The following is a 25,179-nucleotide window of genomic DNA, read 5'->3' as shown; positions in this document are numbered from 1 at the left end:
TCACGCGGTCCGGCAGCGGGCGGCGTGCCTAGCGGTCCGCGGCGCGCCACAACGCAGATGGTTGCGGTGAACGAATGGCTGAAACCGGGAAGCGTGAATGACTTCGCGAGCGACCGGAAATGGGTCATCCCCTAAATGGTTTTGTTACGTGAGTCGTTGATCATTGACCGATCCGCCATGTGTGTTGACCGAAGCCAGAGCCACGGTTTGCGGATCGTAGGTCATTCCGGCCAGCGCTCCGTTGGCGATGCAGGCGACAATCTCGTCGACGATGTGCAGCGGCACCAGGAACCATTCGCGCGGGCGAACCGGTTTGCCGAAGCGGTCGGGTATCTCGACGTCGAACCGGACGGGTTCGAGGACGCGGTGGATCAGTGCTTCCAGTCGGGAACGGTGTACGTCGTACAATTTGTACGTGGCGACCACGTCCACCCCGGCCAGGAGATAAGTAGCGTCGTCGGCGGCGCCGGCGATGCGCGACTCGACCGATCCGCCGGTGATGCCGATCTTATGGATGAGGTCGCGGTGCGCAGCGATAGTGGGGTGCGTCGAGCGGCTGCGCAGGACGTAGAGCGTGCCGGTCGGCAGGTGGTCGGGTTCGACCTCGGCCTTCGCGGCACCGTCGAACAGCGGGCCGGCGGTCGGTTCGGTGATCCGGCGGCCACCCTCGTCCTTGTACAGCGCGCGTTGGAGCGAGCGGAGCAGCAGGTCGCTTTCGGTGCCGTTGGAATAGACGACGCGCAGGCGGGCATCGGTTTCGCCATTGGGCGCCGCGATCGGTTCGCCCACCTCGGCCACATAGGCCAGTTGGCCGCCGACGATGAAGAATTCGCCTTGCTTGATATCGGCCTTCGACATGCCGAGGTCGCGGACGAAGGGCCGCGTTGTGCGGATATCCGTTTCGATTTCGGCCTGCACTTGGTCGAAGAGCGGCTTGAACGTCGCGAAATCCGGGCAGCGTTTGGCGCTGGCGACTTCCTCCGCCGCCTGACGGTCGGCGTTGGAGCGGACGTTGCGCAGCTGGGTGATGTCGTTCGACGCATCGGGCTCGATCCCAAGTTCGGCCAGTAGCGCGCTGTCGTCCAGTTCGTCGATCGCATCGGCATTGGTTGCGCCGTCGAGCAGGCGGTGCACGTCCATGTCCGCCAGCAGCTCGCGGCAGTCGGCCTGCGCGCGGAGCCGGTCAAGGCGTACGGCATAGAGCCGCTCGAAGATGTCGCGGCCTTCGCCATGCTGTGGCGCGCGGCCATGCTCTTCCCGGAAGCGGACGATGTCCTCGAAGCCCGCGATGATCCGCTCCTCGCGTGGCGTGCGGGCGCGGACCTTCTTGGGACTGAGATCGACGCCCAGTTCGGCGAGAATGTCGTCGTCGGTCATGTCAGCCATGAGCGGCGGCTTCCGCGGCCTGGGCCTTGGCGCGGAAACGGGCGAAGGCGGCGACGCCCTCCGCCAGCTGGCGTTCCCACGGATCCTGCGACGTCGCCTCGGGCGCGCGGCCGCGTTCGCGCTTCCACTGGACCGCACGTATCGCGAAGGCGCGCGCCTCTTCCTCGCTAAGTGTGGTCTTGCGCGCCGAGATTGCGGCCTGCACCTGCCGCAACGTGCCCTCGTTCATCGCCTTGGCGAGGATCGCATAGGCGGCATCGAACGGATTGATCCGGTCGATCAGGTCGATGTCGAGCTCGCGCACGTTCATGAACTTGCGGACGCCATCGACGAAGGAGGTGTTTGCCTTCAATTCACCCGTGCCGTCGTCGCTCGCCGTCTCGGTGACGATCTTCGCCGCCTGCTGGGTGATGTTGAGCGCGGCGATGGCGTGCTGGCGGATCGCCTCCTGGTCCGTCTCGCTGAGGTCGGGGTAACGGTCGCGGACGATCTTGCCCATGCGGACCTGAGTCAGTTCCTCCGGCACCACCTCGGTGTCGAACAGACCGCGTTCGATCGCCTGCTTGTCCTGGATGAAGCTGGTGATGACCTCGTTGATGTCCTCGGCGCAGATGCGCTTGCCCTCGGTCGAGCTGGGCAGCACCAGGTCCTTCAACTCGAAGTGGAACTGGCCGCGTTCCTCGTTCCACCCGACATTGGTGCGGCCCTCGACGTACCCATCGGGACCATAAACGAACCCATCCTTCGGCCCCGCATCCTTCGGCGTGAACTCGAAGCGCGGGGCCAGCACCTGTTCCATCAGCAGGCTGGCAGCGATCGCCTTCAGCGTGTCGTTGACCGCTTCGGCCACCACGTCATCGGCGGCGGCGGGTTCGGCGATCAGGTTGGTGAAGCGCGCGACCGTCTTGCCCGGCGCGTCGCGGGTGGCGCGGCCGATGATCTGAATGATCTCGGTCAGGCTGGAGCGATAGCCGACGGTCAGCGCGTGCTCGCACCAGATCCAGTCGAACCCCTCCTTCGCCATGCCCAGCGCGATGATGACGTCGACATGGTCGCGGTCGCTCCGCGCCTCCGGGCTTTTCAAGGCCGCCGCCACGCGGTCGCGCTTGGCGGGATCGTCGTCGACCAGATCGGCGACCTTGATCGTCGCGCCCGCCGCCGTCGCGATCAGGTGGAAGCCGGTTTGCGCGTCGGTGCCTTTCCACGTGCCGAGGTGATCCATGATCTCCTCGACCTCGGTATGCTTGCCGCGCTTGGTACTTTCGCGGCTGTTGACGCTGGGGATATGGACGATCGTCTTGACCGCCGGATCGAGTAGTTCACCGATCTTATCGATATAGGGGCCGGTGTAGAAGCTGTACGCGATGTCGAGCGTCTTCAGATAGCGATAGCCGTTGAGCTGCTCGTAATAGGTGTAGGTGACGGTGGTGAACTTCGCCTCGTCCTCCGCCGACAGCACCGCGACCGCGTCGCCGCGGAAATAGCTGCCGGTCATCGCGACCAGATGGGCTTTGTCGCGCGCGATCAGCTGGCCCAACTGCGCGCCCAGCCGGTTTTCCGGGTTCGCTGAAACGTGGTGGAACTCGTCCACCGCGATGAGCCGCCCGTCGAACGCCGCGATGCCCAGCTCGTCGATCGCGAAGCGGAAGGTGGCGTGGGTGCAGACCAGCACCGTGTCGTCCGAGGCCAGGAACTCGCCGACCGCCTTCACCTTCGACTTGGCGACCTTCACATCGTCCGCGCCGGGCGTGTTGCACAGGTTCCAGTGCGGCTTCACCGTCCAGTCGGCCCAGAAGCCGTGCGCCGACAGCGGCTCGTCGGCGAAGCTGCCGCCGATCGAGCGTTCGGGCACGACGATGATTGCCTGTTTGACGCCCTGGTTGTGCAGCTTGTCGAGTGCGATGAACATCAGCGCGCGGGACTTGCCTGACGCGGGCGGCGACTTGATCAGCAGATACTGCTCGCCGCGATGGGCATAGGCCCGCGCCTGCATCGGCCGCATGCCGAGTTCGTTGGCGCTGGAGGACGCGCCGGTCTGGCCGGTGACGAGGCGGACGGCGGGGATGGTGCTGGAAGTCATTCGTTGAACAGCTCGCTATGAGTGCCGGCGCGGGCGAAATAGACGGTGCCGCTTTTGCCCATCGTTTCGTCGATCTGGTAAATGAGCAGAAAGTCGCCGCCGATGTGACATTCGCGGTAGCTCGCCCAATCGCCCTTGAGCGGATGATCCTTCCATTCCGGTCCAAGCGGCCCGTCATTGGCGATCAGGTGAAGGATCACCGACTTGAGCTGACGCATATCGTATCGGCCCGAGCGATCGAGCCGGTCCCAATCCTTGGTGAATGCTTTGGCGTATCGACAGGCGCGGGGATGCCGCGCGCGTTTATTCGCCACGCTCCAGGCTCGCGAACATCGCCTCGGCCGTAGGGAACGGCTCGCGACCGTCCGCCTTCATCTGCGCGATCTCCTCCATCGCCGCGCGCGTATCCGCGTTGGGCACCTTCAGCTCCAGCGGAAAGGCCTGGTCGGCGACGATGCGGTGGAACAGCAGGCGCACCGCGTCCGACGCCGACAGCCCGATCGCGTCGAGCGCCGCCGTCGCCTGCGCCTTCAACTGTTCGTCCATTCGGACGTGGAGCATGGACGTCGCCATCATCGCCTCCCGTGTGTATCTCAGTTGCGATACATAATGGATTGGCGCCGTTCGATCAAGCGAGGCGAAGGACGGACGGTGCCGCCCTCACGCCGCCTTCTTACCGCGCGGCTTAGCCTTGGCCCCACCCTTCGGCCCGGCATCGGCGGTCATCCTGGTGTAGAGGTCGAACAGCTTTTCCAGCCGTTCGGTATCGTTGCGGAAGCGGCGGCCGATATAGATGCGCTCCAGCACCTCGTCATTCTCCTCATGCGCGCGGCGCAGGTCGTCCGGCATCGCCTCCGGGTCGTAGAGGTCGGCGATGGTGGCGGGGAAATTTGCCTCGCGCGCGAGCAGGATGTTCTCGGCGGTCCGGGTGAGGTCGGCCTTGTCCTGTTCGGTGAGCCGGGGAACGGGAAAGGTGTTCCAGCCGAGCGTGTTGGAGTAGCGGAAATCGGTTTTGATTTTCCCGCAGACCGTTTCCACCCACACCAGATGCAGCCGAGACACGATGAGAGCAAAGTTCCAAAGTTCTGCATCGTAAGCCGCGAAAGCAGCATCCGAAATTACCGCTGAGGGACTGCATAAGGCGGCAGGCAGGTAAGGTCTCGATTCCGAGCTGTGTCTTGCAACGGCAATAAGATGCGTCGAAGGTTCATTTTGGTCACGGAACCGATACGGCGTTCCGGCAAGTTTCTGAGCGGCCAAGTCCTTGGAAGCAGCCAATCTTGCTATGCGGACATCATCAACCCGCCTCGCAATAGGCGGAATTGCAATGGCTTCTTCTGCTATTGGATCTGTGATCCAGATGCACGTACGCGGACGTTCATTGACTAATTCCACAGTGCCATAGAGCGGTCGGAAGAAGGCCTTAGCCTCCGGATACTCTTTGGCGATCTCATCCGCCTCCTCTCGACCTAAGATCAGAGCGGCGCCGTAATAGGGGTGATTTCCGAAATTCATCGACGCCCGCCCGCCCGTGGGACGGCTTACTTTTTCGACGATTACCTCGTCCGAAGGTGCCAAGTATGGCCCGATGGACCTGACTTCCCTGGCGACACCGTCATCATATACGATGCGCGATCCTTGCGGGTCCACATCAACGCCAATGATCGCGCAAGTCACGCCAGCATTATGGCTCGCTAGATTACGCCACAGAAAGGAACGATGGACGAAGCGAATGTGCCTCTTTCCATCCAGGATGATTGGCCATAGCTGAGAAACCTGTTCACCCTGTGCAATTGAATTTGTCGATACGAAGGCAAAACGCGCATTGCAGGTATCGATGTACTTGGATGCTTTGACGAACCAGCCGGAGACATAGTCAAGTGTAGCGAATTTCGAAGCGATGCCCTTCAGCAGCAGCGCAAGGTCCTCACGCTGAGCGTCGATTTGGCGTTTGCTGCCTACATATGGGGGATTTCCGCAGATATATGTCTCAACTTGTTCATCGGCGCCCAGCCCGTTTTCCTCCAGCGCCAAGCGCCCCGTTGCTCCGCCCAGATCCTGCTCCGCCCCAGTCACCACCTTAACCGGCGGACATACCTCCAGCCAATCCAGCCGCAGCGCATTGCCGACCGTGATCTGCCCCGTCTTGTGCAGCGGCAGCACCATCGCGCGCGCTTCCTGCTGGCTGAGGTACAGGCAGTCCGCCTGGAACTCGGCGATCAGCAGTGCGAGGCGCGGCGATCTCAGCGGCGAAGCCCTTGATCTCGATGCCGTAGAAGTTGCTCAAGGGGATGACGCTGCGCCGGTCCTCCAGCTTCAGATTGGCCTCGCCGCCCAGCCGCTCGACAATCACCGCCTCGATCGCGCGCATCTCCTTGTATGCGATGACCAGGAAATTGCCCGATCCGCACGCCGGGTCGAACACGCGGATGTTCGCCAGCCGCCGCCGCAGGTTGCGCAGTTTCTGGCGGCTGTCGCCCGCCGCCTCCAGCTGCTCGCGCAAGCCGTCGAGGAACAGCGGGTTCAGCACCTTCAGGATGTTGGGCACGCTGGTATAGTGCATGCCCAGCTCACCCCGCTCGCCATCGTCGGCGACCGCCTGGATCATCGAACCGAAAATGTCCGGGTTGATCTCCTTCCAATCCAGCTCGCCCGCGCGCAGCAGATAGGCGCGCGCAGTACGACTGAAGCGCGGGCTCTCGGTCGCGCCGGTGAACAAGCCCCCGTTCACATAGGGGAAGACGTCGGCATAGGGCCGGATACCCACCGCGCGGCGATAGCGGTCGTCGAGATTACCCTGATGTGTGACCGGCGTATCCATCGCGCGGAACAGCTCGGTCAGCACCTCGTGCGTATTGCCCCATTGATCGTCGCCGCTGCCGTGCCCGGCATGGCTCATCTGGGTGATGGTGGCGGTGAACTGGTTTTCGCGGAAGATGCCGGTGTCCTCGGCGAAGAAGCAGAAGATCAGCCGCGCCATGAACTGGTTCAGCTCGTGCCGCCGTTCCTCGGTCGCCCAGTCCGGATTGTCCTTCAGCAGCTCGACATACAGCTTGTTGAGCCTCCCCGTCGCCTTGACGTCGATGGGATTGTTTTTGATCTCCTTGACCGTCGAGATGCCAGCTAGCGGCAGGAAGGTCGCGAAATGGCGCGGCAGCTCGGCATAAGGACAGGCGATGACGTCGCCGCCGACCAAATCCTCGGCCTCGACGGTCTCGCCATCGGTGGCGAGGAGGAATTTGGCCTTGGCGCTGGCGGTCTTGGGGCTGGCGCGCAAGGCGGCGAGCGTCGCGCCGACCTGCCCGACGGGGGCGATGCCGATATGGATGTTGTTGCGCTGCAGGACGCCGCCGACATCGGACTGGTTGGTGCCGTTCTTCGTCGCGCGCAGGCGGTCGACGGTCGCCTTCTTGGCGCCGAACGCGGTGATGAACTGGAACGGGAATTCGGCGGCGTCGAACGGCTGCTGGACGAGTTCGGATACGGCTTCTTCGATTTCGACGGCGTTCATTCGGTTCGTCAGGTCCAACAGGCTGGCCCGCCTCGGCGGGACTGATTCATCGGGCGGACGATAGGTCATGTCCGCCCAATAGTCATCGGCTGTCGTGGCGTATTACGCCGCCGCCCGCAGCGCCTCCATCGGCATAGCTGCCGCCGGCGGGGATGAAATCCGACCGGGGAATTTCGATGCCGCGCATCTAATCGGCGGCTGCCCGCCAGCGCCGGTGCGCGCGTTCGATGCGGCTGCGGGACGGCAGCGGCGACGCGGTCAAGATGGAGCGTGGTCCGACCGACCAGCGATGCGTGTCGCTGAGCAGTTCGATGACCCCGTCGTCGCTGGCGAGGTAGGGCTGCACATCGGCGTGCCATTCGACAAGTCCGCATGCCGACCGGCCCGTCGGCGACGGACAGATCAAATTGGACGAGGACGAAGTCGCGCTTGGTCTGTTCGACCATGGTGGCGATCTCAATCGCCTCGGCAAGTTTTTCACATCTGTCTAGCCGTTGTTCCAGCTGTCATCCACGATCACAGAGCCAGGATTGACCAAGAGGTCATTTACGAAGGAGGGGCCCTGCCCGTCATTTTGATCATAAAGATCATCGCATCTCTCGACGGGATGGCCGAAAGTGGCATAACGGTGATCACTTTCGGAAACAATCTCTTTGCTTTCCACCTCCTTAGACCATTCAATCTCTCTACGCTCCATCTCGCGAACCTCCTCTGATTGAAGGAAGTTTTCGACCGCAGATAGCGCACTTCCTTCATCGGGAGACGCAACGAGCAAAGAAGCGGTATGAAATTTGTTGCCGACATGAATGCGATAGATGTGCATATTTGATACCCTTTCTATATGGATATCAGCGCCAAACCGTTAAAAATACATCTTTGCGCGGCAGCTGAAATCAGTGATCTTTAATGACGATGCTCGCCAATGACGACGAGCATCTACTTCTTCCAACATACTGAATTTTCTGCCGTGTCACGCCGCGGTGCGCAGCTGCTCCGGCAGCGGTAGCTCGACGCCGCTGGCGTCCTGCTCGTCGAGGATATCGGCGAAGCGCCGATAAGCGCGCATGCAGCCGTCCTGCCGTGCCTTTCCACCGCGCGCCGGGGCGCGTGGATGGTGGCGCAGCTTCAGGTCGGCGTCGAGCCGGTATGCGCCCCAACCCTCGCCATCCGGGATGAGCCAGCAGCGACCGCCGCTCTGCGGCAGCCAGAGCCAGCAGTGTTCGGCGACGAGGGAGCGGTCGTCATCGTCGACGAACACCAGCGCGACCGTGTGGACGCCGGCCCAATCCTCCCGGAAGGACATGTGAACGATGTTCCGGCGCGAACTGCGAACCCAGTTGGTCCAGTGGAGCAGATTGAGAGGGTTGATCGGCTTCCTCGACTGTCTTGTATCGATGCGGCCCTCGCACTGGTGTAGCTGATGCATCGGGCGGACGATAGGTCATGTCCGCCCGATAGTCATCGGCTGTCGTGGCGCCTCACGCCGCCGCCCGCACCACCTCCGTCGGTATCGCGTCGGAGTAGCTGCCCCCGGCGGGGATGAAGAGGGAGCCGTGCAATTCGATGCCGTGCATCTGATCCGCAGCTTCCCGCCAGCGCCGGTGCGCGCGTTCGATGCCGCGTTTGATGCGGCTGCGGGACGGCAGGGGCGACGCGGTCAGGATGGAGCGTGGCCCGACTGACCAGCGATGCGTGTCGCCGAGCAGTTCGATGACCCCGTCGTCGCTGGCGAGGTAGGGCTGCACGTCCGCGTGCCACTCGACAAGGACGTTGCCGCGGGTGGCGAGCGAGATGCCGACCGGCCCGTCGGCGATGGGCAGGTCGAATTGCACGAGGACGAAGTCTCGGTTCGTCTGTTCGACGATGGCGGCGATCTCCAGCGCCTCGGCGAAGTTCTTGCGCCCGCCCGAGGCATAGGCGATCGGATTGCCGATAGGCGCATATTGCGGATAGCCCATCGCCAGGCGCAGGCCGACGGTCCAGGCCTGCATCGTGTCCATTGATTCGATGACGCTCATATCGTTGATCCTTCTTTCTTTTCCGCCCCTTCGAAGAGGCCATCATCACGGCTCAGTTGCAGGCCGAGGCTCCCAGGGTTTCCAATTTGCGGGCTTCCGCCGCGTAGGACGCGCCAAGCAGGCCGTCGGCGTATCGCTGCCAATCGGCAGCGTAGGGGCGGTGGGCGCAGTGCTCGGCGACGAAGCCGGTCAGTCGCCGCATTGCCTCCAGGACGGAAACGGTGCCGCCGGAGAGGTGACGCCAGCGCATCAGCAGCGCCGCGGTGGTCAGCACGTCCCCCTCGGCGACCGAGCGGACTGCCGGCCATTTACCCTGCTGCATCAGTTGGGAGACGAGGTTCGGCCGACAGGTGAGTTTGACTGGCATGCCGAGGCGGGCGGCGACCTCTGCAAGGTGCGCTGGTGCCGCCCCGCCGCACATTTCGCTGCAAAGGTCGAGATGGCCCGATGCGTCGCGCCGCCACGGCGACAACAGGCCGGTGAGGCAAGACGGCAGCCGCAGTCCGGCGTCAATCGCCCCGATCAAGATCTGCGGCAGGTCGGAGTGGAATCCGCCCCACGTCACGATCTGGACGCGGCCAAGTTGCTCCATCTCGGCGAAAAATGCTTTCAGGACAGCGGCTTCGTCCTGCTCTGGCAGGCCGCGCGTTTCCAGGCGCACCGGGCGCAGGCCGTCTTCCGCCTCGGTCATCACCAGCCACGACAGGGTGGTGATCCGATGGCACGGCCAGCGCGGCGTCACGCGCGGGTCGGTACGCAGTTCGCGCGGCGACAGATGCGCGGCATCGGCGGGGAGGAAACGTTCGGCGGACTGATAGCGCGCGTGCGCTTCATGGTCGTAGGCGAGTTCGGCATCGAGGACGACGACGACACGGGGCGTGTTGCTCTTCCAGAGCGAGTTCAGGTCGTGGTGCATGGTGGTTCTCCGGCGGGCGCTCGCGCGCCCGCATGTCGGTTGGGGGAAGGTCAGCGGGTGGCGGGCTGATCGGCGCGCCAGCGGTCGAGGGCGCGAAGCGCGGCTTGTGCGGGGTGGTCGGCGTCGTCGAAATCGCCGAATAGTCGTGCCCAGCACTGCCAGCCGGCGATCGCCTCGCCGATCAACTCGACCGCGGTGGTCGCCGGATCCGGCAGCAGCGCGGTCGGCGTGGCCGCGTCGCATTCGTCGACGGGAGTGCCGGGGCGGCAGATGCACGGCATGAGATGCGCCTGTGCCTGATGCATATGCCACGTGTGGCCGCGCGGCATGTCACGCCACCGCCCGGCCGTGTCGCCAGCGGCGGTGATGAGGCGCGGATGGCGCGCAGGATCGGCGAGCGCCAGCAGTCGGCGGGGGACGCGGCCCCAATTGTCCCAGCTTATTGCAGCGCCGGTCGCGGGGATGCGCTGCTCCAGCCAGTCGAGCAGATCGCGGGGCGTATCGCCTTCGCCGAGACACCGGGCGTCGCTGGTGAACCGGCAGCCACCATCATCATCCGGCGTGACGGTGAGCACACCGATGCCGCAGAGGATGCGGGCATCCGGCCTGTTGCGGGCGGCGGGACAGGCACCAATGGTGCGGACGGCGAGCGCGATCGACGCGGGCGCGAAACCGCGGTCCTCGATCGATAGATCAATGAGAGACATAGTTTTTCCTGGAGGTTGGCCGCGATGCGGCCGGGTTCGATCAGTCGGCGGCGGACAGCAGGTCCGCGACATGGAGCCGGGTGGCGGCATAATCCGCTTCGCCCAGCCATTCGGCGAAGTGGCCGCTGATGGCCGTAGCGATGCTGTGACCGACCGGATTCACCTTGGCGAGACGGCGTATGACCAGCCGGAAAGTGGCGATCGCGTCGACCTGTGCGTCCTGCTCGATCTCGCCGACGTCTGACCGCACCCAGTCAGCGAAGCGCCGGTCCGGATCGCCCGGCGCACACAGAACCTGCGAATGGACGCAGGCTTCCTGAAGGGTCAGCGGCCCGTCGCCGACAGTGGCCGACAGATCGAGCAGATATTGCTGGCCGCAGCCCGCCAGCGCGCGGAGTGCTGGCGACCATTCGGCGCCGGGCAGCCGATCGAGCAATGCTATCGCGTCCTTCATGCGATAGCCGGTGATCGTCGCGCCATCGGTCGTCAGCCGCTGGTCAAGCCAGGCCAGCAGCGCGTCGGCGGGGTCCGACGGCCGCAGGATGTAGCTGTCGAGCGAGAAGTGGATCGTCGGACCTTGCAGCCGGGCCGTGAGGACCGCTGCTCCGATGGGGATTTTTCGATCAAGGCCGAGCCGATAGCCGACATCGAGGGCGGCGACGTTCACGGTGGTGATGATAGGTGTGGGAAGCATGGACACAGTGCTCCAGGCGCGCGTCCTCGTCCCCATGCTGCGCGGAGCGGCTGGGGTGAGGACATGCGGATGGTGGGGATGACCGGCAGAACCAGTCGACGACGAAAATTCTTACCGAGGGCCGAGCCGGCGGATGCCGACCCTGTTTTTCCCTTCTTTCAGAACCTTCGCTTCATCCGTCCGTTGGGATCAGCGCCACGGGCGCCCTTTTCCATGCCAGCGGCATGGCTGTGTCCTTCGGACTGTCGCAATCTGTTAAGGATTGGCCTATAGCCTGAGGCGGTTCGCGGATTTTGTCCGTGAACCGGGGCGTCGAAACCCCGCACTGAAAGCCGGTCGCAAGACCAAACACGGTCGCAGAGCTCTTTGTGACCGGGTGGCGGACGCGTATGTCCAGGCCACCCGGCTAAAGGCGCCCGCGCCAGTTTCAGTGCTGGTTTCGAACATCCGGTCTCCAGAGGGCCGGCACCCCGCCATTTCACGGGGTGCCGCCGGCTGGCCGGCGGGCATCCCCATCGGGGGATGAAGATGGTTGGAATACGGGGGATCAGAGCAGCGTCGGTGAGCATGCTGGCGTTGACGGTCGCCGCCTGCGGTGGCGGCGGCGGGATCAACAGTGCGGGCAGCGTGGCGACGCCACCGCCCACCAGCGGCTCGACGCCGACGCCCAGCCCATCGCCGACGCCCGCGCCGTCACCTACGCCCACACCGTCGCCGACGCCAAGTCCGACACCGTCGCCGAGCCCAACACCGAGCCCCACGCCAACGCCGTCTCCGACGCCGTCACCTACACCGACGCCGACACCGGCTCCCACGCCAACCCCGACGCCACCGGTCTATTCGGCGCCGGTGCCACCGCCGGCGGGATATGTGATTACCCCTTCGGACAAGCAGCCGATCCGCTCGGTCAACGACACGCCCGAGTTTCGCCGCAACTACGGCGCCAACGAGTTCATGAACGCGCTCTACGCGCTCGACAGCGGGCACACCGGTCAGGGTGTCACCGTCGCCGTGGTCGACGACGGCGTGATGAACGTGAACGGCGAGCTCGACGGCCGCATCGACCAGACGCTGTCGAAGGACTTCGGCTATGTCGTGGCCGCCGATGGCACGCGGACCAAGCGGGGTGAGCTGGGCAGCACAGCGTCGGACCACGGCACGGCGGTCGCCAATATCATCGCCGCTCGCGTCAACGGCGGTGGCACGGTGGGTTATGCGCCGTCCGCAATGATTGTCGCACTGCGGGTCGCCGACTGGGACGAGAAGACGCAAGGCGAGATCCTGTCGCACACTGACGAGGCCATCCGCTACGCGGCGGACAAGGGCATCAAGATCGTCAGCAGCTCGCTGGTCGGCGGCAGCGCGGGCTGGACCTCAGCGACCGAACGGCTGGCGACGACGGGTGGCCTGCTCGTCAACTCGACCGGCAATTTCGGCGGAGCCGATCCGTACAATGCGCAGTGGATCACCGCCGACAATCGCAAGGCGGTGCTGTTCGTCGGCGCGCTCAGCCCGGCGCTGAACAAATATGAGATCGAGGCCTATTCCAATAAGGCGGGCACGATGAAGGACCGCACCGTCTTCGCGGTCGGCGCCAATGTGACGACCCTGGTCGACGGTACGGTCGGGGTCTTCTCCGGCACCAGTTCGGCAGCGCCGGTGGTGGCAGGGCTCGCCGCCGACATCCTGTCGAAGTGGCCGCAACTCAGCGGCCAGCAGGCCGGCGACGTGATCCTTCAGACCGCCAAGGACATCGGTGCGCCGGGGCCGGACGAGGTGTTCGGCATGGGGCTGGTCGACTTCCAGGCGGCGCTGGCGCCGGTCAATCCGACGCTGTCGAACGGTAGCAGCCAGACGAGCATCGCCACATCGGTGATGGTGGTGCCGGGTGCCGTCGGCACCGCTGCGATCCAGACGGCGCTGTCGCGTGTGACAGTGCTCGACGCTTTCGGCCGTGACTTTACCGGCTCGATCGCCGCGCTGGTCGTCCAGCCGCAGGTCATGGCTGATCGCCGGATCGAACGTCGCGTCCGGCAGATGGGGCAACAGGCCAGCCTCTCGTTCGGCGGCTTCAGCGGCACCATGGGCTATACCAGCGCCCGCTTCGGCCCCGGGCAGGATCAGGTCCGGTCCGCAGCGACGGCGGGGACCTTCGGCTATACCGACGGGACGACCGGGGTGCATGCGGCGTGGAATGCCGGCGACATGCTCCAGGCCGATGTCATGGGGCTGGCCCCCTTCGCCGATGGCGTGCTCGCCTATGTCCCGCAGGCCGGAACCAGCCTCGGCGTCGACTGGGCGATCGGTGGCGGGCGGCTCGGGCTGACCATGGCGGCGGGTCGTACCGCCGGCAGCGCCGCGCAGGCTGCGACGCTGGGTTGGAACCGTGGCGACCTCTCCTTACGCGCCTCGTTCATCGACGAGGACGGCACGCTCATGGGCATGCCGACCGGTGCCGGGGCGCTGCGGCTGGGACGCGGCGCCCGCACGGTCATGGTCGAGGTGCATCACCGGCTCGGCGTGACCGATGGCTGGACGCTGGAGGGCTATGGCTCGCTGGGCGTGACCCGGCTGAAGATCGACGCCGCTTCGCTCGTCACCGGCGCAACTCCGATCATCGGCAGCCGGATCGGCGTGCAGGCGAGCGGCGCGGTGCCCGGCGGCCTGCTGACGCTGGGGATCGCGCAGCCGCTCGCCATCGAGGCGGGTGCGGCGGAGCTGACCCTCGGGACGGGTTACGACCTCGCGACCCGATCGGTCCTGTACGGCGTCACCCGCGCCAGCCTCGCCGGAACCCGCCGCATCCAGCTGGCCGCCGGGTACGTCACCCGCACCGCCATGCCGCTCCGCCTCGGTGTCATGCACGACGTCACCGACGGCTCGGTCGCTGCGCTCGTCGGCTGGCACACCGGCTTCTGATCCGACCGATATCACAGGGAGAGAACCACATGCGTTTGACCATTGCGCTCGTCATCGGGCTGGCCGCCGTGCCCGCTGCCGCACAGCGGGCACCGATCACCAAGTTGCTCGACAAGATCCCATCCGTCTTCGGCAGTGGGCCAAAGCAACCCGCCATTACCCTGCCGGCCACACCCGTCATTCTCGGCCTGACGCATGCCGCCGATCGCAGCGTTCCGGGTGATCCGGTGACCTTCGATCTCGGCGGCTTCCGCCTCGGCATGAGCGAGGCGGAGGTGTCCGCCGTCATCGCGTCGCGGAAGCTGACGAGCCGGGGCGTGACCCGCTATGTCGACTTCGAGAGTCAGGTCCGCAGCCTCATCAACATCCGTGGCGGCGTGGGAGGCGTGGAAACCCGGCGCGGTGTGTTAGGCGAAGCTACGCTCCAGGACGATGCTGGCGGGCGCTATATGTTGAAGACGCTGGTGTGGCCTGACGGGGCGCACCTGTCGTCGATCGTGTACCTCGCGCCGCAAGGTACGGCGACAGCGGAATGGCGCCGGATGCTGGTCGAAAAGTGGGGGCGCCCGCGCGAAGAGCAGTCGGGGGACACGTTCGGCGCACGCTGGGGCGGCGGTGCAGGAGCTTTCCGGGCCAGCGCGAACCTTGGCCCTCGTGGCGGGACCGTGGAGATCGCGCAGCCAGAAGGCTCAAGCCAGCAGCCCGGCACGCTGGTCGAGCAGGCGACCGCCGCCTTCATCGCCGCTCGCGCAAAGAAGCCGACGCTGTGAACCGCCGAATGGGAGCGACCTGCACGATGCACATCCGCCCGCTTGTCGCAGCCGCCGCACTTCTGGCGCTGACCGCCTGCGGCCAAGGACCGGGGGATACCGTCCGTGCGGCGACGGAGGCGGCCGGTCGCGGTCAGGCCGCCGAGGCGCTCGAGCGCATCGACCCCGAGGTCAAGGCGACCGCCGGCATCTTCATCACGCCCATGCTCCAGGACAAGGCCGCGAAAGCCAAGAAGCGGGGCGGCGTGACCTCGGTCACGGTCGAGAAGATCGACCAGACCGACGCCGATCATGCCGTGGTGACCACCGTTACCCGCTTCGGCGATGGATCGACGCAGACCAATACCGACAAGGTCCGCCGCGTCGATGGCAAGTGGTACATCACGATGTGATCACGGCTGGCCACGGTTCGATCGATTGCCCACAACCGGTGGATGGACGGAGCGTTTCGCCCTTCATCCACCGGTGCCGGCAATCCTTGTGATTTCGCAAGGTTCTTCGCCGTGGGTCGGTCTCAATGATCAGGACTGCCGGACGAACAGACGGTCGAATGCCTGCTTGCAGCGCTGCATACCCTCCTCGGTCAGCGCGACCGACTTCCCCTTGCTGGCCGGATTGGCGATCAGTCCCTGCTCGTGAAGCCGGTCCAGCGCCGACCAATCGTACGTCTTCCACGCGCGCCATGCCGGATCACCAGCACCATCGCGATGAAGGGTGAGGTACAGCAGCGCCAGCACGGCTTCGTCGATGCGATCGGTATCCACGGGCGGTATGGACATGACCTATCTCCTCGCGATTGCCCCGATCATCTGCGCCGGTGATATCGGACTGGTCAATCCGTCCGCCATGGGTGGAGGCGTGGCTGGCGCGACACGGTCATGGACGCGCACCCCTCACCGGATATGGGAGGACGGACCCGATCGACCGGCGGCGCGCTGCAGATATCGCCGGTTTGCGGCGGCCTGCATCGTCGCTTCCGCCAACATCGCCGGGGCCAGCCGGGCCAGTTCGGCCGCCGCCACCTTGTCGGCCAAGGCCACCGCCGCGCGCCGGTTGCGCTCGCCGATCGTGATGGCGCTGCCGGGGTGCAGATTGGCGTCATGCGCCTCCCGCCAACTGAGGATCAGCGGGTGGGATGCGACGGGCGGCACGACCGGGGCGATATCGGTCATGTCCGCCGCTGCGGGACGCTCGGTCTTCGGCGCCGTCGACGCGGCTGGCGATGGCGATGGTGCGGGCGAAGTCATAGGCTCGATCGGCGGACGTGGAGCTTCGGTCGCGGGCGGCTGGGCGACCGGCGCGGTCCGCTTCTCTTGCGACTGACGGAGACCCTCAAGCCGGCGCTGCGCGTCGTTCGACTGCAATGCCTCGGGGGTGACACCCAGCCGAGCCGCGTCGGTATCGCGGAGGACGATGCTGTCGTCCTGCCGGTGAACGGGGATGTTAGCGCGAGCGATCTCATCGATCGCGCGGTGAACCCGCGGCGGCGCCTGCCGCGTCGCCGCCTGGCGCTCCAGACCCTTGTCCCGGGCGTTGCGCAGCCGACCCTGCACGTCGGGGTCAGCGATATAACAACGCAACCCATCCTGAAGATCGCGCTCGCGGTGCGCGAGCGTCCATTTGCCGCTGGGGTCCGCGGGGATGGTGAGGATGCCGGGCTCCGCCTTTACGGCCTCGACAATCCTGCCGACCAACCTGTTCTGCCGGTCGCGGATCAGGTCGAGCTCCTTCATCTGCTCCGCTGACGCCAAGTCGAGCATCCGGCGGTCGAGATCGTTGATTTCAAAGGGTTCGGTCCGACCGTCGCGCCGCGTGATACGGCGACGGAGGCGCCGGATCCGTATCAGCCAGTCGTCAACCTCGGCGCTGGCCAGGGCCTTCGCCGCAACCGGCATCTTGGCCGACGGCGCAGGCGTGGAATCCGGCTCAGCCGTCACGGTCGTCGGCGGCACGGCATCGTCCACCGTCTGACGCTCGCCGGCGGTTTCCTTCGGAAGGGCGGGCGTCATCGGGTGTTCGATCGCGGCGTTCTCGCGCCGCCGGATCGCTGTCTCATGCAGGATCCGGAGCCCCATTTCGATCCGTTCGCGACCGATCTGGGCAAGCTCCGCCAACGACTTGGCGAATGCGACGTCGGGCGCGAAGGCCTTTTCGAGATCGTCGAGATAGGCGTGCGCGTCCCGCTCGCGTTGTACGAGCGCCTCGTACCGGGGGTGCCCCTCGGGGTCCTTGCCCTTCGCCCGCAGCTTGTTGGCCAAGTCGTCGGCATAGCCGCGCATCTTCTCGGCGGTCTGTTCGGCGTTGCTGCGGGCCATGGGATGCTGGATCGTGAGGATCACATCGGCGGTGCGCGCTTCCGCGCGCCGCTGTGCCAGTTGGCGCGCAAGCTCCGCGAGGAAGGTGGTTCGCGCCGGCCCTTCGACGCATGTCCGGCGCAGTTCGGCGACCCGTTCTTCGTCGGCCTTCTCGATCTCGTCGTGTCGCTTGAGTACCGCGACCCTCCGCGCCCACCACCCCTTGTGGGCGTTTTCGACATCCTTTTCGGGCGCGGCGCCACATGCCGCAATGAACGCGAGCCGGGGGGCGAGGTGCTCCTGCGGCTCGGCCTCGATCCCCATGTCCGCGTAGGCGCGCGGATCGTAGCGCCGCGGCGCTCCGATCGCTTCCAGCTCCGCGTTCACCGCGTCGGCGAAGCGCGTCCGCATGTACATGGGCCAGTCCTTGTGACGGACCTCGGCGCACTTTTTCTGGCGATGCGGATAGCTCCGCCGGCGATTGCGCGATGCGGTTCGCTTCTCCTCCACGATGGCGAAATCCCATGCGCCATCGATCCGCTCGCACGGACGGTCGTAATAAAGCAGATGGAAATGCCAGTTGCGCTCGTCGTTCGCGGCGGTCGGCGCGTGCAGTGCGATATAATAGCGCAGGCCTCGGCGAGCCAATTCGCTCCCCATTGCCTTCATGACCCTGCGGCATCCGTCGAGATCGAGATCCGCCGGCAACTCGCCGGTGATGCGGCGCTGGACGATGCCGCCGCGTCCCTCGCGGAGGTGGACCAGTCTATCGGGATCATGCTCTTTCAACCAGCCGGCGCAATCGGTGATGTCGGCGTCCACCTGGAAGGGGTGTGTCCGGCTCTTCGAGCCCCCGTCCTTTCGTCCCGCCTTCTCGACCCGGTGGGCCTCCGGATCGGCCATGATCCGCTCGAGGGCCGTCATGAGCGCTGGCGGGATGTCGGGTTGCTGCATCATGGCGTGCAGCACTTGCGGGTCGGACCGCTCGGCCAGGCAGATGCCGTCGGGATGGCCGCTGTCCTCGTGCGCGAGCACGGTGGCGAAGAAGGCGCCGGCATCGCCCGGGATGTTGGTTTCGATCATCGCCGCGCCATCACCGCCGCGCGCGAGAGCTTCATCGCGCGCCACATAGTCGACATGCGCGACGGCGTCATGGACCTCGACCGGGACGGCGAGCGCGACGGCGTCTTCGCGCGTCACATAACCGACGTGGCCGACGGGATCGGCGGGCTCACCGTCATTGGTGCGGCATGCCCCATCCACCCCCTTGGTGACCTTCGTCAGCTTGAAGTGGAACGCTTGCCGACCGTCCGGGGTGCACGGTCTGCCGACCGGCGGGCGGGGCCTATGAAAGCGTGCCGGCGGCAGACCACGCGACTGACGAGTCGGCCGCTCAGCCGCGACCTGACGTTTCGGTTCGTCGATCGTCCGGCGTCGCTGCAGGCCCATGACGTCGGTCTCGCGCCCGGTGATATCGTCATCGGACATGCGCGAGCGGTATCGCCCGATGGCGGCACGTGCGCGGGCAGCTTCGTGCGAGTTCATCTCGGCCGGGGGTTCGAAGTCGAAGGCGAGCTGCGATGTCATGGTCGATAGTGTCCACCGGATACTATCGATGCACAATAGAAATTGTGCATGACATGTGTCTCCACGGTTTATAGGATGAACCGGGAAAATTTATGGCTTATTGCCGCCACCGTCGATGACGATGGTGATTATCGCGAAGCGACCGCTCGCCAGAGCTTTCCCTTTGTCGGGTGTGCCGCATACCCGACAAAGGTCTTGCGCAACTTCAGGTGTGCGGGACTGTGTTCCCGAATAATGGGGTCAGAATGCCGATTAATTCGCGGACTTGGATCGGCTGGGGTCTGTGTTCCCTAAAAATGGGATTAGAATGCCGCTCAATTTGCGGACTTGGATCGACTGGGGACTGTGTTCCCCAAAAATGGGATTAGAATGCCGCTTAATTTGCGGACTTGGATCGACTGGGGACTGTGTTCCCCAAAAATGGGATTAGAATGGCGCTTAATTCGCGGGCCTGGATCGCACCGGGGACTGTGTTCCCAAAAATGGGGTTAGAATACCGCGCAGCTCGGGTTTCATGGGAACACGAACTCGAAATGGAGTAAGGCTCGCGCACAGATTTGCCAGCGAGGATCAAGACGGCGCTCGCTCGCGAGCGCAAGGCCGCCATGCCGCCGGCCACGCTTTTCCATGCTGCCTTCACGCGAGCGCGTGACGAGGGGTTGGTTGAGAATGACGATGCATCGGTATCGCCGATGGCTGACGAGGCCGGCGGACTGCCTGGCGCGCTGTCGACGGGGTTCGTCCTGCCGCCGGCCAATTTCGAAAAGTCCGGTCGGCCGATCCCCCGCCCGTATTGGGATGCGGTCCGAGGCTCTCCCTTCCACTGCCCACTCGACCTCCCCGTTGGCGATGGGACGGAATTCGAGTGGGAGGATGATCCCATGCCGCGCTATGCCAGCTATGAGGAAATGATCGTACGGGACGCGAAATTCGCCTTCTGGGCGAACGAGGCACGGCAGCGCTTCACCAACCTCTCGATGCACGTCCGGATGATGCGGGACACGCCTCGCGATGCCGACGAGAAAATCTGGCAATGGGCCGACCGCGCCTATGCACTGATCGCGGCGCAGACCGGCGCGGACCTGCCCGACCCCGACCTGTCGAGGCTGATCGACCACGATTACGACATCCTTCAGGACGACGAACGATGCCGCATCTGGTGGCACTGGGCGGAGCGGCATTGGGCGATCACCGGCTACCTGTCTCAACAGTGCGCCTATCACACGGAAGGTGACCCCTTCGAGGACGACGTCGTTGCCGCCTGGTTGTTCCTGCTGGTCGGCCGCCACGTCACGGACGAATGGCTGCAGCCTGCCTGGCTCAGGGAGCGGCTGTTCGACTGGCGGGCGATCCAGCTGTTCGCCGCACCCGTGCCGGCTGTTCGATATCTCGTCCCACGCGCGACCCTGATCGGGCGCACTACTGAACCAGACAGCTAAAGTAATGCGACGCATTCGCAGATTCTAATTGCCTGTCCATAACCACCTCTTTATTGCGACTGATAGTCGATAGCTAAAATGGGGTGGGTTCATGTTTCGGACGCTGGCGGCGCTGGCAGCGCTTGGAGATCCGGCGAGTGGGGGTGACGAGCCGGTCGAGCAGCGCGATATCGTCGTGACCGCGACACGTGCGCCGATCGAGGCGCAGGACGCGCCGGTCACCGTCTCGGTCAAGGACGCAGACGAGATCGCCGACGAACTGGCCACCGACATCAAGGATCTGGTCCGCTTCGAGCCCGGCATCAGCGTGCGGCGCGCGCCGACCCGGTTCGGCGCGGCGATGGGGTCGACCGGGCGTGCGGGCAATGAAGGCTTCGTCGTGCGCGGCATCGGCGGCAACCGCGTGCTGATCCAGGTCGACGGGGTGCGTGTGCCCTACGGCTTCAGTTTCGGCGCGCAGGATGTCGGGCGCGGCGATTATGTCGACCTCGGCCTCATCAAGTCGGTCGAGTTCCTGCGCGGACCGGCCTCGGCGCTGTACGGCAGCGACGGGCTGGCAGGCGCAGTCAGCTTCACGACCAGCGATCCGGCCGACATCCTGGGGGGCAAGTCCTTCGGCGGATCGCTGCGGACTCAGTATAATTCGGCCGACGACGAGTTCACCCAGTCGGCGGTGGTGGCGGGACGAACGGGAGCGGTGTCGGCGATGCTGGCCTATACCCGCCGCGACTTTTCCGAGCTGAAGAACAAGGGCGATGTCGAGGGCACCGGCGTCACCCGCACGGCGCCCAATCCGCAGGACGGACAGACCAATGCGTTGATGGGCAAGCTGGTCTGGGACGTCGCGCCCGGCCACCGCCTTCGCGCCACCGGCGAATATCTCGACAACTGGGTGGCGACCGACGTGCTGACCGGCATCAACGCCAGCGTGGCGGGATTGCAGGCGCGCGATACCGGCAAGCGCTGGCGCGGCGGGCTCGACTGGACCTATGACGGCGCCGGGCTCGTTCAGTTCGCGCGGGCGGCGGTCTATGTCCAGGACGCCGAAAACCGTCAGTTCAGCGCCGAGGATCGCCGCACGCTGGCCGACCGCACCCGGCTCAACACGCTGGAGAACCGGGTCTATGGCGGCTCGGGCGAGGTGCGGCTGGGCTTCGCCACGGGCGGGATCACCCATCGGCTGGTGACGGGGGCCGATATCAGCGTCCTACGCCAGCGGGGCGTGCGCGACGGCACGGTGCCGCCGGCGGGCGAGACCTTCCCGACCCGCGCCTTTCCGAGCACCGACTTCACGCTGGCGGGCGCGTTCGTCGGCGACGAGATCGGCATCGGCCCGCTGACCCTGCACCCCGCGCTGCGCTACGACTGGTACCGCCTGTCGCCCGACAAGGATCCGTTGTTGCCGCAATTCACCGGCGCGGGCCAATCCGCCGACCGGGTCAGCCCGCGCATCGGAGCGGTGCTGGCGCTCGCCCCGACGGTGCGGCTGTTCGCCAGCTATGCTCGCGGTTTCCGCGCGCCGGAGCCGGGGCAGATCAACCAGTTCTTCTCCAACATCGCCTTCGGCTACACCTCGGCCCCCAACCCGAATTTGCGGCCCGAGACCAGCGAGGCGATCGAGGCGGGCCTGCGCCTGAACAGCGACGCGGTCGACCTGTCGACCAGCGTCTTCCGTGCCGATTACCGCGACTTCATCAGCCAGGAGGTGGTGAGCGGCGCCTTCACCCCGAGCAACCCGGCCGTGTACCAGTTCATCAATCTGGACCGCGCCAAGGTGAAGGGCGCTGAGGCGCGCCTGGATGCGCGCGCGGCCAACGGCCTGACCGGACAGCTCGCCATCTCCTATGCCGAGGGCGACCAGATCGCGCCCGACGGCACGACCACGCCGCTGTCGACGGTCGATCCACTCAAGCTGGTGATGGGCGTGGGCTGGCGTGAGCCGGGAGCCGGCCGCTTCGGCGGACAGCTCATCATGACGCACAGCGCGCGCAAGGCGGCGCAGGACACGACCGGCCTGTGTTCCAGCACCTGCTTCCGGCCCGACGCCTTCACCATTCTCGACGCCACCGTCTTCGCCCGGCTGACGGATGCGCTGACGTTGCGCGCAGGCGTCTTCAACCTGACCAACGCCACCTATGCCTGGTGGTCCGACGTGCGCGGCCTGTCGGTGCCGCGTCCACTGCCGATCGGCGCGGCCGACGTGCCCCCGATCGCTTTCACCCAGCCGGGCCGCAACGCCAGCGCCTCGCTCACCTTCCGCTTCTGACAGGACAGACATCATGAAAAATCCCTCGATGCTGATCGTCGCGGCGCTCGCGCTGCTGCCCGTCCCCGCGCTGGCCGATGGCCCGGTCAAGCAGACCGCCGCCGAGGCGCAGGCGGCGAAAGCCGCCGACCGCGCCGAAATCCTGGCGATGGCGGGCAACTACAAGGTGCGCTTCGACATGCAGGAAACGACGCCGTGGGTGGCGGGCTATACGCCGCTGGAGCGCAAGATTTCCGGCGGGAACGAGGTGGTGCGCGTTATCGAGGACACGCCCGATCATATCGCACTTCAGCACCTGCTGGTCGTCGAGCATGACGGAAAATCCCATGTCATCAAGCATTGGCGACAGGACTGGGACTATCAGCCCGCCCGCGTGCTGGTTTATGCGGGCCAGGGCAAATGGGTGTGGGAGGCGGTGCCGGAGCGGATGCGCGCCGGGCGCTGGTCGCAGACCGTCTATCAGGTCGACGACAGCCCGCGCTATGCCGGATGGGGCCAGTTCGAGACGCAGGCCGGTGTCCGCCGCTGGCGGTCGAACTGGACCTGGCGGCCGCTCGCCCGCCGCGATGCCGTGCGCCATCCGGTCTATGACCGCTATTATTCGATCAACCGCCACCAGCCGACGCCGACCGGCTGGATCCACTGGCAGGACAATACCAAGATGGCGCTGAAGGACGGCAAGCCCATGCCCATCGTTCAGGAGTCGGTGCTCAACACCTATGAGCGGTTCGACGGCTATGACGTGAAGGCCGCCGACGATTACTGGGCGAAGACCAAGGACTATTGGGCGGCGGTGCGGGCCGCCTGGACCCGGGTAGCGGACACCAAGGGCGGTATCGCCATCCCGGAGGAAGCGGAAACCGGGACCGTCATCAGCGGTCGCCTGCTCGCCATCGCCGACGACATACAGGCGGGGAAGATCACCACCGCCGCCGGAACCGCCGAGGCTAAGGCGCTGATCGATGGGCGGACAGCCCCGATCGAGTAATGGCGACGCCAACTTGGCCGGGATGTGCCACCCCGTTGCCCTCCTAGAACGCTGCTCGGCTTCGTCCGTAAATTACAAGGTTTTCAAATAGTCCGCGAAGCGCCGCCCATTTTCATGCCGGAAGGCTGCGCCATCACTGTCGATGGTGCCGATCCGGTCCACACGGAAGTTGCGGAAGGCGTCGCGGGCTTCGCACCAGCCGGTAAGCAGCCACGCTGAATCGAACAGGGTCAATCCCAACGGTCGGATGATCCGCTCACTCTGCTTGCCCGCGAGGTCGGTATAGGCGATGCGAAGGATCAGGCGCCGCCGGATGGCGTCCCGCAACAGGGGTAGGTGCGCCTTGGCTCCGTCGCTTTCCGACGTCGCCCTCGACGCGGCGCGCATTGGCAGATTCGCGTAAGCCTCCTGCCGGCTGGGAGCCATCGACGCGGCGAACTTTGCCGAAGCCCGCCGGGCCGCGGCGGCCAGCGGTTCGTCCCCCCGGGCCGCGATCAGCCGCATTCCCAGCATGACGGCCTCCATCTCATCAGCGTCCAGATGCAGCGGGGGCAGAAAATAGCCCTGTTCGAGCTGATATCCGACACCCGGCTCGCCACGCACCGGCGCTCCCATCGCCTGCAACGTCACCATGTCGCGGTAGATCGTCCGCACCGATACGCCGAGCATGTCCGCAAGCGTTTCCGCCGAGATCGGTATCGATCGCCCCCGAAGGTGATCGAGGAGCGCGAAGAGGCGTAACGAGCGCATCGGACGGGTGTCGCTTGATCCTGACGAAAACTGTCAGGGAGGACGTCTATCGCGCGAATTCACCAACGTCACCGACAGGGAGCGCCATGACCGCAATTTGCTATGAGATCGTCGTCTACAGGACCGGGGACGCCGAGTGTGCCGATAAGGCCCGCGATCAGGCACGGGCGTTGCTCGCCCGTCAGCCCGGCTTCATCGCATGGACGCCATTCGGGGGTGCGGATGACACGAGCGAGCGTGTCGATCTGGTCGCATGGGTGGATCTGGATAGTGCGCGTGTCGCGGCGCAACGGGTCGGCGCCGCGCCCGAATATGCCGATTTCCGTGCTTCGGTCGCGACGCTCATGCACATGGCGCACTATCTGGCGCCCCCGCTCGATCCGCAGCCGGTCGTCGCCGGGAGCGGCATCGAATTTGGTCATTTCAGGCTAAAGCCCGATGTCGAGGAAGGAGCGATGCGCGAGGCCTATGATGCCATGGTGTCCGGTCATCTCGGCCGCCAGCCGGGTTGGCGCCGCCAGCATCTCGTGAAACTCCAGGACGGCACGTTCGTCGACCTGGCCTTCGCCAGCGACCAGAGCCATGCCGAAGCGATTTGCGCGGCCTGGGCGGGGCAAGCGGATTGCGACCGCTTCCTTGCCATGATCGAGCCGGTCAGCATCGCGTTCGGCACCGTCATCTGAATGGGGCTGCGGAGCCCCTTCTTCGCGATTTCTGATCCGTTTGTAGCGCGGTGATGGTGTCTGTCGGGAGTGACGGACCAACGGGCCCGTTCGCCGCAGCGGCGAGCCCCTGAGCCGAAGCCAGCAGTAGATCGTCGCGCTCCGAACGGGCCGCCATCGATGCCGGTATTG

Annotated in this window: 23 protein-coding genes; 7 read left to right on the top strand and 16 right to left on the bottom strand. The window is 65.5% G+C overall.

Annotation, left to right across the window (positions count from 1 at the left end; all coding sequences use genetic code 11):
- Nucleotides 1–144: 144 nt before the first annotated feature.
- The 13 genes from QE379_RS10745 to QE379_RS10685 form a co-directional block, all read right to left on the bottom strand.
- Complete coding sequence (locus QE379_RS10745) at nucleotides 145–1,386, bottom strand: GIY-YIG nuclease family protein (RefSeq protein ID WP_307000356.1); 1,242 nt, start codon at nucleotides 1,384–1,386, stop codon at nucleotides 145–147.
- Nucleotides 1,379–3,466: a DEAD/DEAH box helicase gene (locus QE379_RS10740; protein WP_307000354.1), complete on the bottom strand. Its 2,088-nt coding sequence runs from the start codon at nucleotides 3,464–3,466 to the stop codon at nucleotides 1,379–1,381. Before QE379_RS10740 ends, QE379_RS10745 begins: the two co-directional genes overlap by 8 nt.
- Nucleotides 3,463–3,780 carry a type II toxin-antitoxin system YafQ family toxin gene (locus tag QE379_RS10735; protein ID WP_307000352.1) on the bottom strand — a complete coding sequence of 106 codons (318 nt, stop codon included), beginning with the start codon at nucleotides 3,778–3,780 and terminating at the stop codon, nucleotides 3,463–3,465. The genes QE379_RS10740 and QE379_RS10735 overlap by 4 nt, the downstream gene beginning before the upstream one ends.
- The gene (locus QE379_RS10730; RefSeq protein WP_307000351.1) at nucleotides 3,770–4,027 is read right to left on the bottom strand and encodes a type II toxin-antitoxin system RelB/DinJ family antitoxin; all 258 of its coding nucleotides are present in this window, start codon (nucleotides 4,025–4,027) and stop codon (nucleotides 3,770–3,772) included. Before QE379_RS10730 ends, QE379_RS10735 begins: the two co-directional genes overlap by 11 nt.
- Nucleotides 4,028–4,126: 99 nt before the next feature.
- Entirely contained in the window at nucleotides 4,127–5,662 is a 1,536-nt protein-coding gene (locus QE379_RS10725) for a type IIL restriction-modification enzyme MmeI (protein ID WP_307003170.1), read from the bottom strand.
- On the bottom strand, nucleotides 5,547–6,977 hold the full coding sequence (locus tag QE379_RS10720; RefSeq protein WP_307000348.1) for a type IIL restriction-modification enzyme MmeI: 1,431 nt from the start codon (nucleotides 6,975–6,977) through the stop codon (nucleotides 5,547–5,549). The genes QE379_RS10725 and QE379_RS10720 overlap by 116 nt, the downstream gene beginning before the upstream one ends.
- A gap of 187 nt (nucleotides 6,978–7,164) precedes the next feature.
- Nucleotides 7,165–7,383 (bottom strand): hypothetical protein, encoded by a 219-nt coding sequence (locus QE379_RS10715; protein WP_307000346.1) that lies wholly within the window; start codon nucleotides 7,381–7,383, stop codon nucleotides 7,165–7,167.
- Nucleotides 7,384–7,464: 81 nt separating this feature from the next.
- Nucleotides 7,465–7,800, bottom strand: a complete 336-nt coding sequence (locus QE379_RS10710; RefSeq protein ID WP_307000344.1) for a hypothetical protein — start codon at nucleotides 7,798–7,800, stop codon at nucleotides 7,465–7,467.
- A gap of 147 nt (nucleotides 7,801–7,947) precedes the next feature.
- Nucleotides 7,948–8,403 carry a hypothetical protein gene (locus QE379_RS10705; RefSeq protein WP_307000342.1) on the bottom strand — a complete coding sequence of 152 codons (456 nt, stop codon included), beginning with the start codon at nucleotides 8,401–8,403 and terminating at the stop codon, nucleotides 7,948–7,950.
- 52 nt (nucleotides 8,404–8,455) lie between these two features.
- Entirely contained in the window at nucleotides 8,456–8,995 is a 540-nt protein-coding gene (locus QE379_RS10700; protein WP_307000340.1) for a hypothetical protein, read from the bottom strand.
- 52 nt (nucleotides 8,996–9,047) lie between these two features.
- Nucleotides 9,048–9,911 carry a hypothetical protein gene (locus tag QE379_RS10695; RefSeq protein ID WP_307000337.1) on the bottom strand — a complete coding sequence of 288 codons (864 nt, stop codon included), beginning with the start codon at nucleotides 9,909–9,911 and terminating at the stop codon, nucleotides 9,048–9,050.
- A 50-nt stretch (nucleotides 9,912–9,961) separates the two neighbouring features.
- The gene (locus tag QE379_RS10690) at nucleotides 9,962–10,618 is read right to left on the bottom strand and encodes a hypothetical protein (protein WP_307000335.1); all 657 of its coding nucleotides are present in this window, start codon (nucleotides 10,616–10,618) and stop codon (nucleotides 9,962–9,964) included.
- Nucleotides 10,619–10,658: 40 nt separating this feature from the next.
- Complete coding sequence (locus tag QE379_RS10685; RefSeq protein ID WP_307000333.1) at nucleotides 10,659–11,285, bottom strand: hypothetical protein; 627 nt, start codon at nucleotides 11,283–11,285, stop codon at nucleotides 10,659–10,661.
- Between the two features lie 897 nt (nucleotides 11,286–12,182).
- Between QE379_RS10685 and QE379_RS10680 the strand changes: the two genes are divergently transcribed.
- From QE379_RS10680 to QE379_RS10670, 3 genes are read left to right on the top strand one after another with little or no spacing between them, the layout of a single operon-like run.
- A complete protein-coding gene (locus QE379_RS10680) occupies nucleotides 12,183–14,231 on the top strand; it encodes a S8 family serine peptidase (RefSeq protein WP_307000331.1) in 2,049 nt (682 codons plus the stop codon).
- Nucleotides 14,232–14,260: 29 nt separating this feature from the next.
- Entirely contained in the window at nucleotides 14,261–15,001 is a 741-nt protein-coding gene (locus QE379_RS10675) for a hypothetical protein (protein WP_307000328.1), read from the top strand.
- A 26-nt stretch (nucleotides 15,002–15,027) separates the two neighbouring features.
- Entirely contained in the window at nucleotides 15,028–15,393 is a 366-nt protein-coding gene (locus tag QE379_RS10670) for a DUF4878 domain-containing protein (protein ID WP_307000327.1), read from the top strand.
- Between the two features lie 129 nt (nucleotides 15,394–15,522).
- Here the strand turns inward: QE379_RS10670 and QE379_RS10665 are convergent, their stop codons facing one another.
- Both QE379_RS10665 and QE379_RS10660 read right to left on the bottom strand, forming a co-directional pair.
- The gene (locus QE379_RS10665) at nucleotides 15,523–15,780 is read right to left on the bottom strand and encodes a DUF6429 family protein (protein ID WP_307000325.1); all 258 of its coding nucleotides are present in this window, start codon (nucleotides 15,778–15,780) and stop codon (nucleotides 15,523–15,525) included.
- A gap of 114 nt (nucleotides 15,781–15,894) precedes the next feature.
- Nucleotides 15,895–18,882, bottom strand: coding sequence for a MobA/MobL family protein (locus QE379_RS10660; protein ID WP_307000322.1), 2,988 nt, complete (start codon nucleotides 18,880–18,882; stop codon nucleotides 15,895–15,897).
- 605 nt (nucleotides 18,883–19,487) lie between these two features.
- On the opposite strand from QE379_RS10660, the gene QE379_RS10655 reads away from it, so the two are divergent.
- The 3 genes from QE379_RS10655 (at nucleotide 19,488) to QE379_RS10645 (ending at nucleotide 23,575) form a co-directional block, all read left to right on the top strand.
- Nucleotides 19,488–20,321 (top strand): hypothetical protein, encoded by an 834-nt coding sequence (locus QE379_RS10655; protein WP_307000320.1) that lies wholly within the window; start codon nucleotides 19,488–19,490, stop codon nucleotides 20,319–20,321.
- Between the two features lie 91 nt (nucleotides 20,322–20,412).
- On the top strand, nucleotides 20,413–22,587 hold the full coding sequence (locus QE379_RS10650; RefSeq protein ID WP_307000318.1) for a TonB-dependent hemoglobin/transferrin/lactoferrin family receptor: 2,175 nt from the start codon (nucleotides 20,413–20,415) through the stop codon (nucleotides 22,585–22,587).
- 13 nt (nucleotides 22,588–22,600) lie between these two features.
- Nucleotides 22,601–23,575, top strand: coding sequence for a DUF6607 family protein (locus QE379_RS10645; protein WP_307000316.1), 975 nt, complete (start codon nucleotides 22,601–22,603; stop codon nucleotides 23,573–23,575).
- 72 nt (nucleotides 23,576–23,647) lie between these two features.
- On the opposite strand, the gene QE379_RS10640 is transcribed toward QE379_RS10645, so the two are convergent.
- Nucleotides 23,648–24,325: a YafY family protein gene (locus tag QE379_RS10640; RefSeq protein WP_307000313.1), complete on the bottom strand. Its 678-nt coding sequence runs from the start codon at nucleotides 24,323–24,325 to the stop codon at nucleotides 23,648–23,650.
- A gap of 86 nt (nucleotides 24,326–24,411) precedes the next feature.
- On the opposite strand from QE379_RS10640, the gene QE379_RS10635 reads away from it, so the two are divergent.
- Nucleotides 24,412–25,008 carry a hypothetical protein gene (locus QE379_RS10635; protein ID WP_307000311.1) on the top strand — a complete coding sequence of 199 codons (597 nt, stop codon included), beginning with the start codon at nucleotides 24,412–24,414 and terminating at the stop codon, nucleotides 25,006–25,008.
- Nucleotides 25,009–25,179: the final 171 nt, after the last annotated feature.

The organism is Sphingomonas sp. SORGH_AS_0879 (assembly GCF_030819175.1).
Classification (GTDB): Bacteria; Pseudomonadota; Alphaproteobacteria; order Sphingomonadales; family Sphingomonadaceae; genus Sphingomonas.
The sequence above is the reverse complement of the archived record's forward strand: the minus strand, read 5'-3'. Positions and strand labels throughout refer to the sequence as shown.